Genomic DNA, 12,769 nt, shown 5'->3' with positions numbered 1-12,769 from the left:
TATGTTTGGACGATTAACACTGGACGCCATACCTTTCCATGAGCCGATTCTCATGGTGACGCTGGCGGTCGTTATGCTGGGCGGTGCTGCCCTGTTTGGCGGCATTACCTATCTGGGTAAATGGCGCTACCTCTGGACTGAGTGGTTTACGACGGTCGATCACAAAAAAATCGGTGTCATGTACATCATCGTTGCGTTTGTGATGATGCTGCGTGGTTTTGCAGATGCCATCATGATGCGGAGCCAGCAAGTCCTGTCTGCCGCGGGTGAAACGGGTTACCTGCCGCCACATCACTATGATCAGGTCTTTTCTGCACACGGCGTGATCATGATTTTCTTCATGGCGATGCCGTTTATCATCGGCCTGATGAACATTGTGATTCCACTACAAATTGGCGCGCGTGACGTTGCTTTCCCATTCCTGAACTCCCTGAGTTTCTGGCTGTTTGTTGTGGGTGCTGTGCTGATCAACCTGTCGCTGTTTGTGGGCGAGTTTGCGCAAACAGGCTGGCTGGCGTATCCGCCATTGTCAGGTAAAGAATACAGCCCTGGGGTCGGGGTCGATTACTGGATCTGGGCATTACAGATATCCGGGATTGGTACCACGCTGTCGGGTGTGAACTTCTTCACCACCATCATGCGTCTGCGTACACCGTCGATGCCAATGATGAAGATGCCTGTATTCACCTGGGCATCTCTGTGTGCGAACATTCTGATCATTATTTCGTTCCCAATCCTGACCGTCACCATTGCACTGCTGACACTGGATCGTTACCTGGGCACGCACTTCTTCACCGTGGATATGGGTGGCGACATGATGATGTACGTCAACCTGATCTGGGCGTGGGGTCACCCGGAAGTATACATTCTGGTGCTTCCGGTCTTCGGGGTATTCTCTGAAGTGGTTGCGACCTTCTCACGGAAAAAACTGTTCGGTTACACCTCTCTGGTGTGGGCGACTGGTGTGATCACCTTCCTGGCCTTCATTGTGTGGCTGCACCACTTCTTTACGATGGGTGCCAGCGCGAACGTGAATGCCTTCTTCGGGATTGCCACCATGGTGATTTCGATTCCGACGGGTGTGAAGATCTTTAACTGGCTGTTCACCATGTACCGTGGCCGGATTAAGTTCACGACGCCAATGCTGTGGACGATTGGTTTCATGTTCACCTTCACCATTGGTGGCATGACCGGCGTTCTGCTGGCGGTTCCTGCGGCGAACTTCGTGCTGCACAACAGTCTGTTCCTGATTGCGCACTTCCATAACGTGATTATCGGTGGTGTGGTCTTCGGCTGTTTTGCGGGTTTCGCTTACTGGTTCCCGAAAGCGACCGGTTACAAACTGGATGAGAAATGGGGTGTCCGTGCCTTCTGGTTCTGGATCATCGGTTTCTTCGTGGCCTTTATGCCACTGTATGTGCTGGGCTTCATGGGGATGACCCGTCGTCTGAGTCAGCATATTGATCCACAGTTCTTCCCGATGCTGGCTGTTGCAGCCTTCGGTGCAGTCCTGATCATGTGCGGTATTCTGTGCCAGATCATGCAGCTGTACGTGACTTTCCGTGACCGTGAGTCTCTGCGTGATGTCACTGGTGACCCGTGGGATGGCCGTACGCTGGAGTGGGCGACTTCGTCACCACCACCGTTCTACAACTTTGCCAAACTGCCTGAAGGTAACGAGCTGGATGCATTCTGGTATCAGAAAGAACGTGGCGAAACGAATCAGCCTGCGACGTATCAGCCAATTCATATGCCGAAAAACACAGGCGCGGGTGTCATCATCTCTGCTTATGCACTGCTGTTTGGCTTTGGTCTGATCTGGTACATGTGGTGGCTGGTCGCTGTCGGTGTGGTCGGTATGATCGGTACCTGGATCAAGCACAGCTTTAACGACGATGTGGATTACTACGTGACTGTTGAAGAAGTGAAAGCCATTGAGGAAGCACACAAAGCACGTGTTGCTGGTGCAACCCCAGCCCCAACATCGAAAGACGACGAAGACGAGATGGAGGTCGACTATGCACACTAATGCGGTTGATCATCACGAGCACGACGAACACCATCACGATATCGGTGAAACCAAGCAGTTAGGCTTCTGGATTTACCTGATGAGTGACTGCATTCTGTTCGCAACGCTCTTTGCAACTTACGCTGTGTTGTGTGGCAACACGGCAGGCGGTCCAAGTGGTAAACACATCTTTGAACTGCCGTTTGTATTTACTGAAACTATGATGCTGCTGTTCAGTAGTATCACGTTTGGTTTCGGTATGATCGCCATGAAGCGTAAAGACATTGATGGTCTGAAACGTTGGATGTACGTAACCTTCCTGCTGGGCTTCGGTTTCCTGGCGATGGAAGTGTATGAGTTCCATCATCTGATTGCAGAGGGCTATGGTCCGGATCGCAGTGCGTTCCTGTCTGCCTTCTTCACGCTGGTCGGAACCCACGGTCTGCACGTGACTGCCGGGATGATCTGGATGGTTGTGTGCCTGATTCAACTGAACACCAAAGGTCTGAACGATGTGATGGAAACCCGTTTCCATTGTCTGAGTATGTTCTGGCACTTCCTGGATATCGTTTGGATCTGCGTATTCACCATCGTGTACCTGCTGGGAGTATTGTAATGGCGAAGCAAGAGCATCAAACCGGTTACGGTGATTACATTAAAGGGTTTATTGCGTCATTGATTCTGACCATGATTCCTTTTTACTTCGCAGCAACCAAAAGTCTGCCAACGACAGCAACCGTTGCCATTCTGCTGGTGTGTGCCGTGGTTCAGCTGGTGGTACATCTGGTGTACTTCCTGCACATGGATCGCTCTGAACAGGGACTGTGGAACTCTATGTCCTTTATCTTCACAGCGATTATCGTGCTGATCCTGATTGCCGGTTCCATCTGGATCATGGTCAATCTGCACGTGAACATGCTGCTGTAAGCCGGATGACGATATGATCAAAGGATATATTTCCATTACCAAACCTGGGATCATCATCGGTAACCTCATCTCTGTGTTGGCCGGATATTTTCTGGCTGCGAAAACGGAGGGGCTCGACGGGCCCCTCCTGATTTACACATTGCTGGGCGTTGCGTTTGTGATTGCTTCCGGTTGCGTGATCAACAATATTTTTGACCGGGATATCGACCAGAAGATGTCTCGCACCCAGAGCCGTTTACTGGCGAAAGGGGAAATCAATGCAGATGCAGCGTTTGTCTACGCAATCGTACTGCTTCTGTCAGGTACAGCAGTGCTGTATCAGCAGGCGAATCCGTTGTCTGCCGTGGTGGTCTTACTTGGGTTCGTGTTTTATGTGTTCTTTTACACCATGTGGTACAAGCGGAACTCAGTATACGGCACCTTAGTGGGCAGTGTGTCCGGTGCGGTCCCGCCATTGGTGGGTTATCTGGCTGTCACGAATTACATCAGCCTGGAAGCGATTTTGCTGTTTTCAATGTTCTGCCTGTGGCAAATGCCGCATTCGTACGCGATTGCGATGTTCCGCATGCAGGATTACAAAAATGCTGGTATTCCGGTTCTGCCGGTTGTGGAAGGCATTCAGAAAGCCCGCCGTCATATGATGGCTTACGTCGTGGCTTTTACGGTTGTTGCTCTGGCTATGTTTGGACTGGGCTACAGCGGATATGAATATTTACTGGTGACGTCGGGTGTCTGCCTGTGGTGGTGCGTCGTCACATTCCGTTCTCTGAATGAGAACAACTTTGTACAGTGGTCAAAATCAGTATTTAAGACATCACTGTTCGTGGTCACCGGCATCAGTTGTGTGCTGGGTGTGGAGTTAATTCCGTTCGTTTCATAGCAAACGAATCACCACAAGTACCGATTCAACACTCTCTTGGCTAACAACTTTCATTAGCTACTTTTGTTACGTTTTTGGTTTTTCCTGACTCGATACTATCTCCATCGAGTTAGCGAAAAACCATTTTTTTTCCTAATACCCGTCCTACTAGAAGCCGCAGCGGTGTTGGCTGCGTGCATTCCCCCCAATCACATAGTTACCTATGCTCATGGGGATTCATTTACTTGCCGCCTACCTGCGACTCCAAGTCGTTTGGGTATTGATTGAACACGAAAACTGTTACTTCACGTAACAGGCGAAGCCTTTCAGATAGAAACCTTCCGGATAGGCAGAATCCAGTGGGTGATCTGCCGCCTGGCTGAATCGTTCAATGAACTGTACTTCACGTTTTGCATCCAGCGCCGCATCCGCAATGATTTTCTGGAACAGATTGCTGTCCATTAAACCAGAGCAGGAGTAGGTCAGCAGGGTGCCGCCCGGCTTCAGAATCTGCATCGCCAGCATGTTGATGTCTTTATAGCCACGGCAGGCGCCAACCAGCTGTGCTTTCGACTCAGCAAACTTTGGCGGATCCATGATGACCACGTCAAATTGCTCACCCCGGTCACGGTATTCACGCAGCAGTTTGAACACATCGGCGTTCACGAATTCAGCGTTCTCAACTGGCAGGCCGTTGATTTCTGCGTTCTGACGGGCTGTGTCCAGTGCAGGTTGCGAGACATCGACATTGATGACTTGCTTAGCACCACCTTTCAGGGCGTACAAACCGAACCCACCGGTGTAGCAGAAGCAGTTCAGGACACGTTTGCCTTTCACGTACTTGATGGCTGCCTGGCGGCTGTCGCGTTGATCCAGATAGAAACCGGTTTTGTGGCCACCGACGATATCAACATTGATTTTGATGCCGTTCTCTTCAATGGTCACAACAGCAGGAGGTGTTTCGCCATGCAGAACGCCGGTACGCTGTTTCAGGCCTTCCTTCTTCCGTACGGACACATCTGAACGCTCATAGATGCTGCATTCCGGGTAGCAGGTTTTCAGCGCTTCGACCAGATTGTCTTTTTGGGCTTCCGCACCGGCACTCAGCAGTTGGCAAACCAGAAAGTCCTGATAGCGATCAATGGTGATGCCCGGTAAGCCGTCAGATTCTGCGGCAATCAGGCGATAGCCGGTCAGTCCGTCACGCGCTGCCAGAATGTCGCGTAAACCCTGAGCCGCCTGCAGACGTTTGATGAAGAACTGTGTATCAATGGTATCGTTTTGATCAAACGTCCAGACACGGACACGGATCTGTGACTGGGGAGAATAGGCGCCACGGGCAAGCCATTCGCCCTTGTGGTCATAGACGTCAACGGTATCGCCCAGACCCGGAGTGCCTTCAACACGCTGAATACCACGAGAAAAGACCCAGGGATGGCGACGGCGCAGTGATTTATCACGCCCTTTCACCAGATAGATAGAAGCTGTCATGTTTGGACCAGAAGCTGTAAAAGAATGGGGGCGTATTATCTTGTTCGGCGGGAGGAAAATCAACTTCACTGCGTGAAGAAATGAACCGGGAAACTGAAATCAGGGCGCTGGAAGCGCCCTGGAAAATCGATCAGGCTCTGACGCCGTTCATCAGAATTTCAAGCTGTTGAGCTTGCTGGTTCAGGCGCTCAATTTCACTGGCGGTCTGTGCAATGACATTTTTCACCTGACGGGATTGTTCGCGAACCTGCTCGACACTGCTGGCGATACCATCAGCGACCGTACCTTGCTGTTCAGCTGCCGCTGCAATTTCTGTACTGCGATCGGAAATATGCTGATTTCGCTCAGCAATCTGCGTGATCTGCTGATCAACAGAATCCATCTGGGTTTCGCTTTCCCCGGCATTGGCAACTGTACTTTGCATGACGGTCATCAGTGTTCGGCTGTTTTTCTGCAGGGACTCGATCATTTGCTGAATTTCGACTGTGGCCGTCTGAGTCCGGCCTGCCAGTGTTCGGACTTCATCGGCAACCACGGCAAATCCTCGCCCCTGTTCTCCGGCGCGGGCTGCTTCAATTGCAGCGTTCAGGGCCAGCAGGTTGGTCTGCTCGGAAATTGAATTGATGGTTGTCACAACGGCATCAATTTTCGCAGCATTGCCGTCCAGCTCATTGACGGCTTCTGCAGCCTGGTGAATTTCACGGGTGAGCTGGTTGATCGCCTGCTTGGTATTGCTGACCTGAGTGCGGCCTTGTTCGGTGACTTGCTGTGCTTCGTGAGTCTGTTCAGAAGTATTGTGCGCGTGCGCGGCGACTTCACGAATCGAGGAAGCCATTTCCTCGGTCGCGCTGGCCAGCGAGTCCAGATGCTCTTGCTGTTCCACAGAGAGGTCTTCTGTTTTAAGGCTGCGCTGACGGAGTTCACTGCTGATTTGTTGCATCAGGGCCGTTGCTTCCTGAGTCGCCAGAACCAGCTTCTGTTCGCGCTCGGCAACTCGGTCAATGGTGAGGGCAATGGTGCTGAATTCGTCCCGGACTTTGAAAAAGTTCAGCCGTTGTGTGAGGTCACCTTCTGCCAGTGTATTCAGCGCTTTGTGTGTGGTGAACATCGCGCCGCCAATGAAGGTCATGATGTAGTAGACCACGGCGAGTGTCAGCAAAATCACGACAATGCCCATTGTCATCTGTAGTCCGGACAGGTAATCAAACAGGCTGGATTGATCTTTGGAAATCAGACTGTAAGCCATTCCCGGGACTGAGACGGCCTGCTCACCACGGCCTAAGGTTATTTGGGTGCCACTCAGTAACGCTGGCGCATCCGCTTGAGAAACCTTCATTTCAGCAAGCAGATTGGCCGTCACATGAAGTTTCTGTGAAATCAGTGCTTCATGCTGTTTTTCTCCGGCATCAGCTAAAATTGCACTGATGCTGATGATTCCAATTAAGGGGAGCAGGAAGAGGAGATAGAACTTTTCCTGGATTTTAAGGTGGATGAGGTATTTATCTATCCAACGAAATGCAACTTCTTTCATGTTTTCTTCCTGAATAAATGAGGTGTCGTGGCGTAAGTGAATACTAATCTTTTTATCTAAGAAAACAGACTAATCTTGAGGTGAGTTATGTCACAAATTTGCGTCATGGTCAGAGTTACAGGCCATGTTCAGGGAGTGGGATTCCGTTTTCATACAGCGCATGAGGGCTTAAAAAAGGGAGTCAGCGGGTACGCGAAAAACTTACCGGACGGTAGCGTGGAAGTGCTGGCGTGCGGCAACGCTGAACATGTCGAGGGGCTGGTCGAATGGCTGAAAGTTGGCCCACGGTTGTCCCGTGTGGATAGCCTGAGTCGGGATGAAGTGGTATGGCGGGCAGTCGATGGCTTTGAAATTATGTAGCCGAAGCCTGTTGGACTCCGGCTGATTTATTCGTCTTGCTCAGAGGCATTTGGCGGGCTTTGGCAAACCAGCAAGCTTTGTGGCTTGTTTCGCCGGGCCTTTGGGGAAGAGTTTGAACAGGTACTTTGAATTCCCTTTTTCTTCACCATATTTTTTTGCCATCGCTTTCACCAGCATCCGAATCGCTGGTGAGGTATTGAATTCAAGATAGAATTCACGCACAAAATGAACGACTTCTAAATGGGCATCCGTCAATGGGACGCCTTCTTCTTGCGCCAGGACGGGCACTAATGCTGGTGTCCAGTCGCTGACATTTTTTAAATAACCCTGAGCATCGGTATCGATGACTTTACCGTCGAATTCAAGCATGGTACTTCCCGAGATTGTTTACCCGGCAAGGATAGTGATTCGGTCCGGCAGGTGCAAGCATTCCGTGTGACCCATAAAAGAAAAGCGCCCCGAAAGGCGCTTGTTCTGTGTGTCGTTATCCGCTTGACGGATTAGTCATCGCTGCCCATCACACCCAGAATTTGCAGCAGGCTGACGAACAGGTTGTAAATTGATACATACAGCGTCACAGTCGCTGAGATGTAGTTGGTCTCACCACCACGAACGATTGACTGAGTCGTCAGCAGAATCGCCGCAGAAGAGAACAGGACAAACATGGCACTGATTGCCAGCGACAGCATTGGCATTTGCAGGAAGATGTTTGCCACCATCGCGACAACAATCGCAATGAAACCAGCCAGCAGCATGCCGCCCAGGAAAGACAGGTCACGCTTCGTTGTGAGTGCATAAGCAGAACAGGCCATGAAAGTCACCGCTGTACCGCCGAGTGCAAGCACAATGGTGTCACCCAGACCGGCACTGACATAGCTGTTCAGAATTGGGCCCAGGGTGTAACCCATAAAGCCAGTCAGCAGGAAGGTAAATACCAGTCCCAGGCCGTTGTTACGGTTCTTTTCAGTCAGGAACAGCAGGCCATAGAAGCCAACCAGCGTAATAATAAAGCCTGGGTATGGCAGATTCATTGCCATGGATACGCCCGCAACCACAGCTGACCATAACAATGTCATTGACAGTAAGAAGTATGTGTTGCGCAGAACCTTGTTGGTTGACAGTACGCCTTCGTAGCCATTGCTACGGACAATACGATCGTTCATATAATCTTCCCCTTGGGGTTAGTGTTGAAATCTACTCTGCCTTATATGGCGACAATTTCGTTGCATTTCAATAATAACGGATTGAAATTTTGACCGAAATTAAAAAATATGTTCAGACCATTGGCTTAATCATACTGGAGGGTGTGTGAATCCCTAAGTCAAAGATGTAACAGTGTGTAACAAGTTTATCCTGAGTCTTTTTTGGCCATTTGTGTTCATACACTAGCGAATGGGCGGGGCATAATGCAAGCCGCCCTGCGTCCAAAGGTTATTTTGTGCCCGCTGAATGTGGAGGGGAGAGTGTACACCGACGGTACGCTCGAAGCTTTCCCCATAATTTCCGACCTGTTTAATGATTTGATACGCCCAGTCGGGATTGAGGCCCAGACTCTTCCCCTGTGTCCCGTCCAGTCCCAGGAATCGGCGGACTGCCGGAACTTCGCTGGCTTTCATCTCATCAATATTTTGAGAGTGAATGCCCATTTCTTCGGCATTGAGCATGGCATGCAGCGTCCACTTCACAATATTGAACCACTGATCATCGCCCTGACGGACCACAGGCCCGAGGGGTTCTTTTGAAATGATATCCGGTAAGATGACCGCATCTTCTGATTTCTTCAGGTTTAACCGTAAACCATACAGTCCCGACTGATCTGCCGTCAGGACATCACAGCGCCCCTCCTGAAAACCATCAATGGTTTCTTTGGCGGTGTCGAACGGAACCAGCGTGTAGGTCAGGTGATTCAGTTTAAAATAGTCTTCGAGATTGAGTTCTGTGGTTGTGCCGGACTGCACGCAGATACTTGCACCAGACAGATCTTTCGCGGTATTGGCGTTGAGAGACTTTCTCACCATGAAACCTTGGCCGTCAAAATAAAGGATACCGGCAAAATTCAGGGCGAGTGCGGTATCGCGCTGAAGTGTCCAGGTGGTATTGCGTGAAAGGATGTCAATATCGCCGTTTTGCAGGGCTTTAAAGCGTTCGCGGGCATTCAGTGGAATGAATCTCACTTTGTTTTTATCGCCTAAGGTGGCTGCTGCAAGGGCCTGACAGAATTCAACATCCAGACCATGCCATTCACCTTTCTGATTGGGCATGGAGAAGCCCGGTAATCCGGTGCTGACCCCGCATTCCAGATAGCCTTTTTCCTGAATGCTCTTCAGCGTGGGAGAAAAACTGATTTGTTGACTGAGCCTTTCCCTGAGCGTATTCACTTCGTTTTCAAGTTCAGTGACCCGTTCGGCATCCAGATTCAGGTTTGTTCCAGTAGGCTGGGTTTCCAACTGCTGTTCAAGCAGATCGACTTTATTTTCGAGTGCTTTGATTAACGCTTTATCCTGTGCACTTTCACGGTCGCATCCCGTAAAAAGCAGCAGGCATAGGGTTCCTACCAGACAAGTCTGAATCATATCTGCCATAACGTGTCCTTCTATGATGCTGTCTGAAACGGCACGCCTGACCTTGCAAACAGCGCATTAACAAATATATCAATCTTCAGTATAGGAACCGTTCACAGATGTGCGAATTGGCGCAAGTAAGCTCAGAATGCTTTGAATTCTGAGATTTGCAGAGACTTGCGCTGATCAAGTGTTATAAAGGGATGAGGGGTTGAACCGGCGCCATATTAATGACATCACGTTTTGCAAACAGATTGGTGAGGATTCGTGTTTCCAGATCTGTTGGCGGACGCCGTGCATCCAGCAGCATAAATGAGGTGCTGACATTGGCCGGTCGGGTCAGTGCATCGAGATCGACGACTGACAGCAGCGCGTGGAATTTATGGACATAATCCCGGGTTTCCTTCGGCAGCGTGAGTTGCCTGAAAATGCGGCTGTCGGCCCGTTTGATCGCCCGTCCGACCCGGCCTTCCCCGGCATTGTAGGCAGCGAGGGTCAGAGCCAGGTCTTGATCAAACTTTTGATAGAGAAAAGCCAGATAGGAGGCGGCTGCCTGGGTGCTTTTGTTGACGTCAAACCGTTCATCATTATCAGACGCAACCTGTAAGCCAAATCGTTGTGCTGTTGCTGGAATGAGTTGCCACAGTCCCGCGGCGTTGGCATGGGAGACTGCATCGGCCCGAAAGGTGGATTCAATCATCGGGAGCAGGGCAAGACTCTTTGGCAGTGATTTCTGTCTGAGCACCTCTTCGATTTCAATCAGAGTGTCACGGTGACGAAGGAGGTGGCGTTCAATCACCTGGCGATGCGGCAGGATTCGATCGACCTGAGCCTGAAGGGCATCGGCACTGAGTGAGAAAGGGGCTTCCGCCGGGCTGGCTTGCACCTGGCCCGGAGAGAAAATCAAGGTCATCCATAAACATAAACCGGCCAGAAAAGTTTGGCCGGTTCTCGATGTCTTGTGCATCTTAGTTTTGCATGAGTGCTGTCCCGTAATCCGGCTCACCCTTGAGTTGCCTGAGGACTTCGCCATAGGATGCAGACAGGTTACCGTTGACCTGATTGGTTTTCTGGCAGGACTGGATTTGCGTTTCCAGTTGTTGCCAGCTTTGGCGAACCTGCATATTCAGCGGAGAAGGCAGCCGCTTCAGCAAAATCGCCATGCCTCGTTTGTCGCCCGGCAGCCCAAGTGACAGGAGCATGTCCGAGCGTTGCTTGGCGCTCAGCTGCAATTGAGACAGCAATGGCTCTTGCCGGCTGACCAGTTCAGTCAGGGCCTCGCCATTAAATTGCAGATAACTGGCTTGCTGTCGGAGCATCAGTTGTCCGAGTTGCTGATATGCATGCAAATCTCGGCGGATGCCCTGAATCAGCGATTTCACTACCTGCTGTTTACTCATATCGACCTCATTCGTGTCCGGTATGGAACTCAAGAATCGCGCTGGATAAAGTTTCAACGTCCAGCTTCAGATCGCCTTTCGCCAGTGCTGCTTTCACCGCACTAACTTTTTCCATATCGATCTCTGGCAGTTCAGCCAGCTCTTTCTGTGCCTGGGCAATCACCTGATTACTGGTGCTGATGACCGGCTCAAGACCTTTCGCTTTACCTGCGGTTTCTACTTGTGCCGGGCTGGATGGACGCTGTGTTGAAGACGCCACTTGAGAGTTAAATACTTTGTCAATTTTCATGAATTGATCCTGCTCGTTTTGCTACCGCTAAATTTAGAAAAAGTGTTAAAAATGTTTCTTAATAGGGAAGGGCGACCACTTCCGCCGGAAATTAAAAAATAGTTTCAACTTTTCCGCGTTCGACAACGATGGCCTGAATGACCTTGCCAGAACTGATATTGCGGACAGAAATCTGCTCACCTTTAACACCATTTTGCAGCGCTTCCCCCTGCATGCTTGCAGCCATGCCATTTTTACTTGCAATAATCATGACACTTTCGCCTTCTTCAACCATCCATAAGGGCTGTAATTGAAGTGGGCTGATGATTTGGCCGCTTCTGACCCGACGAAGCGTTCGCTGGCCGAGTACCTGTTCCGGACGGGTCGCAAACGCTTCTGCACGGCTGAGTGTGAGTGTTTGCGTTTTGACCATCGTCGCGGTCAGTTTGGTATCCCGGCGAATCGGAGTGGTGGCAACGATGACCGGCAGGCGCAAGCTGACCTGTACCGTGATGTTCAGCTTCCATGGCTGATCGCCGGTCTGACATTCGACCTGACGGCGTAAATAACCCACAGGCAGGCTTTGCTGATCGGCGGCACTGATATAGAACGAAGTTGGGCAGGCCGGGAGATGTGTCACGGCCGACGGCACATTGATCTCAATGTTGGCTTCATAGTCTGGCCAGCGCTGGCGTTGGGCATAATCGGCGATTTCTTGCTCAATGGTGGTCTTCACCCAGCGGGTCAGTTCGGATTGATCCTGATTGTCTGTCCTGGCGGCTTGCGACACAGGCGTGAGCAACAGACTGGTGACCAAGAGCATCATTTTCCGATGGATGATGCCATTTCCCGATTTCCGCTTGCGTGCTGAAAAGCGGAAGTTCCGCTTCCCTTCCTCTTTGTAACTATCTGAAAAATAAGGCATAAAATTTTGGCATGTTTCTTGTTTATAGGTACTGCGTGAATGACTGCGTAAGTGTGACCGAATTTAAGGAACAACAATGGCGATCAGTTTTGAAAATGCGCTGGGTGTTCATCCTGATGCGCTTCACTTCAGGGTACAGCGCAGCAAAGTATTGGCAAGCAACTTAGCAAATGTCGATACCCCTGGGTATCTCGCGAGAGACCTGGCGTTTGAAACCGTGATGAAAAACACAAGCTCACGGGTGGATACACCACCACCTGAAATGGACGTGAGTGCGAAATACCGGGTGCCATACCAGAACAGTAAAACCGGTAACACCGTTGAACTGGGTGTTGAGCAAGCCAAGTTTGCCCAGAACAACATGGATTTTCAAACCAGCCTGACTTTCATGAATATGAAGTTCAGCGGGCTGGCTAAAGCAATTGAGGGTCGTTAATCA

Annotated in this window: 15 protein-coding genes; 6 read left to right on the top strand and 9 right to left on the bottom strand. The window is 50.6% G+C overall.

Going from position 1 to position 12,769, the window contains the following annotated elements:
* Position 1: 1 nt before the first annotated feature.
* The 4 genes from cyoB to cyoE are packed head-to-tail and all read left to right on the top strand — an operon-like array spanning position 2 to position 3,815.
* Positions 2 to 2,029 carry a cytochrome o ubiquinol oxidase subunit I gene (gene cyoB, locus EA58_RS06700; RefSeq protein WP_036750635.1) on the top strand — a complete coding sequence of 676 codons (2,028 nt, stop codon included), beginning with the start codon at positions 2 to 4 and terminating at the stop codon, positions 2,027 to 2,029.
* Positions 2,019 to 2,624, top strand: a complete 606-nt coding sequence (gene cyoC / locus EA58_RS06695; protein ID WP_036750632.1) for a cytochrome o ubiquinol oxidase subunit III — start codon at positions 2,019 to 2,021, stop codon at positions 2,622 to 2,624. Before cyoB ends, cyoC begins: the two co-directional genes overlap by 11 nt.
* Positions 2,624 to 2,935: a cytochrome o ubiquinol oxidase subunit IV gene (gene cyoD, locus EA58_RS06690; protein WP_036750629.1), complete on the top strand. Its 312-nt coding sequence runs from the start codon at positions 2,624 to 2,626 to the stop codon at positions 2,933 to 2,935. Before cyoC ends, cyoD begins: the two co-directional genes overlap by 1 nt.
* Positions 2,936 to 2,948: 13 nt before the next feature.
* On the top strand, positions 2,949 to 3,815 hold the full coding sequence (cyoE, locus tag EA58_RS06685) for a heme o synthase (RefSeq protein WP_036750626.1): 867 nt from the start codon (positions 2,949 to 2,951) through the stop codon (positions 3,813 to 3,815).
* A gap of 279 nt (positions 3,816 to 4,094) precedes the next feature.
* Here the strand turns inward: cyoE and EA58_RS06680 are convergent, their stop codons facing one another.
* Together EA58_RS06680 and EA58_RS06675 are read right to left on the bottom strand one after the other, a co-directional pair.
* Complete coding sequence (locus EA58_RS06680; RefSeq protein ID WP_036750623.1) at positions 4,095 to 5,285, bottom strand: class I SAM-dependent methyltransferase; 1,191 nt, start codon at positions 5,283 to 5,285, stop codon at positions 4,095 to 4,097.
* A 130-nt stretch (positions 5,286 to 5,415) separates the two neighbouring features.
* Positions 5,416 to 6,816, bottom strand: coding sequence for a methyl-accepting chemotaxis protein (locus EA58_RS06675; protein WP_036750621.1), 1,401 nt, complete (start codon positions 6,814 to 6,816; stop codon positions 5,416 to 5,418).
* Between the two features lie 87 nt (positions 6,817 to 6,903).
* Between EA58_RS06675 and yccX the strand changes: the two genes are divergently transcribed.
* Positions 6,904 to 7,176, top strand: a complete 273-nt coding sequence (gene yccX / locus EA58_RS06670; RefSeq protein ID WP_036750618.1) for an acylphosphatase — start codon at positions 6,904 to 6,906, stop codon at positions 7,174 to 7,176.
* A 39-nt stretch (positions 7,177 to 7,215) separates the two neighbouring features.
* On the opposite strand, the gene EA58_RS06665 is transcribed toward yccX, so the two are convergent.
* From EA58_RS06665 to flgA, 7 genes are all read right to left on the bottom strand, one after another.
* Entirely contained in the window at positions 7,216 to 7,545 is a 330-nt protein-coding gene (locus EA58_RS06665; RefSeq protein ID WP_036750616.1) for a TusE/DsrC/DsvC family sulfur relay protein, read from the bottom strand.
* Between the two features lie 131 nt (positions 7,546 to 7,676).
* Positions 7,677 to 8,339 (bottom strand): Bax inhibitor-1/YccA family protein, encoded by a 663-nt coding sequence (locus EA58_RS06660; protein ID WP_036750615.1) that lies wholly within the window; start codon positions 8,337 to 8,339, stop codon positions 7,677 to 7,679.
* A 222-nt stretch (positions 8,340 to 8,561) separates the two neighbouring features.
* Entirely contained in the window at positions 8,562 to 9,758 is a 1,197-nt protein-coding gene (locus EA58_RS06655; protein WP_235199568.1) for an amino acid ABC transporter substrate-binding protein, read from the bottom strand.
* Positions 9,759 to 9,930: 172 nt separating this feature from the next.
* On the bottom strand, positions 9,931 to 10,704 hold the full coding sequence (locus EA58_RS06650; protein ID WP_051641931.1) for a lytic transglycosylase domain-containing protein: 774 nt from the start codon (positions 10,702 to 10,704) through the stop codon (positions 9,931 to 9,933).
* Between the two features lies 1 nt (position 10,705).
* Positions 10,706 to 11,137, bottom strand: coding sequence for a flagellar protein FlgN (flgN, locus tag EA58_RS06645; protein WP_036750613.1), 432 nt, complete (start codon positions 11,135 to 11,137; stop codon positions 10,706 to 10,708).
* A 7-nt stretch (positions 11,138 to 11,144) separates the two neighbouring features.
* A complete protein-coding gene (gene flgM / locus EA58_RS06640; RefSeq protein ID WP_036750610.1) occupies positions 11,145 to 11,426 on the bottom strand; it encodes a flagellar biosynthesis anti-sigma factor FlgM in 282 nt (93 codons plus the stop codon).
* A 91-nt stretch (positions 11,427 to 11,517) separates the two neighbouring features.
* A complete protein-coding gene (gene flgA / locus EA58_RS06635) occupies positions 11,518 to 12,330 on the bottom strand; it encodes a flagellar basal body P-ring formation chaperone FlgA (protein WP_051641930.1) in 813 nt (270 codons plus the stop codon).
* 76 nt (positions 12,331 to 12,406) lie between these two features.
* Between flgA and flgB the strand changes: the two genes are divergently transcribed.
* Positions 12,407 to 12,766, top strand: a complete 360-nt coding sequence (gene flgB, locus EA58_RS06630; RefSeq protein ID WP_036750607.1) for a flagellar basal body rod protein FlgB — start codon at positions 12,407 to 12,409, stop codon at positions 12,764 to 12,766.
* The last annotated feature ends 3 nt before the right edge of the window (positions 12,767 to 12,769 follow it).

The sequence above is a fragment of the Photobacterium galatheae genome (assembly GCF_000695255.1).
GTDB classification, from domain to species: Bacteria; Pseudomonadota; Gammaproteobacteria; order Enterobacterales; family Vibrionaceae; genus Photobacterium; species Photobacterium galatheae.
The sequence above is the reverse complement of the archived record's forward strand: the minus strand, read 5'-3'. Positions and strand labels throughout refer to the sequence as shown.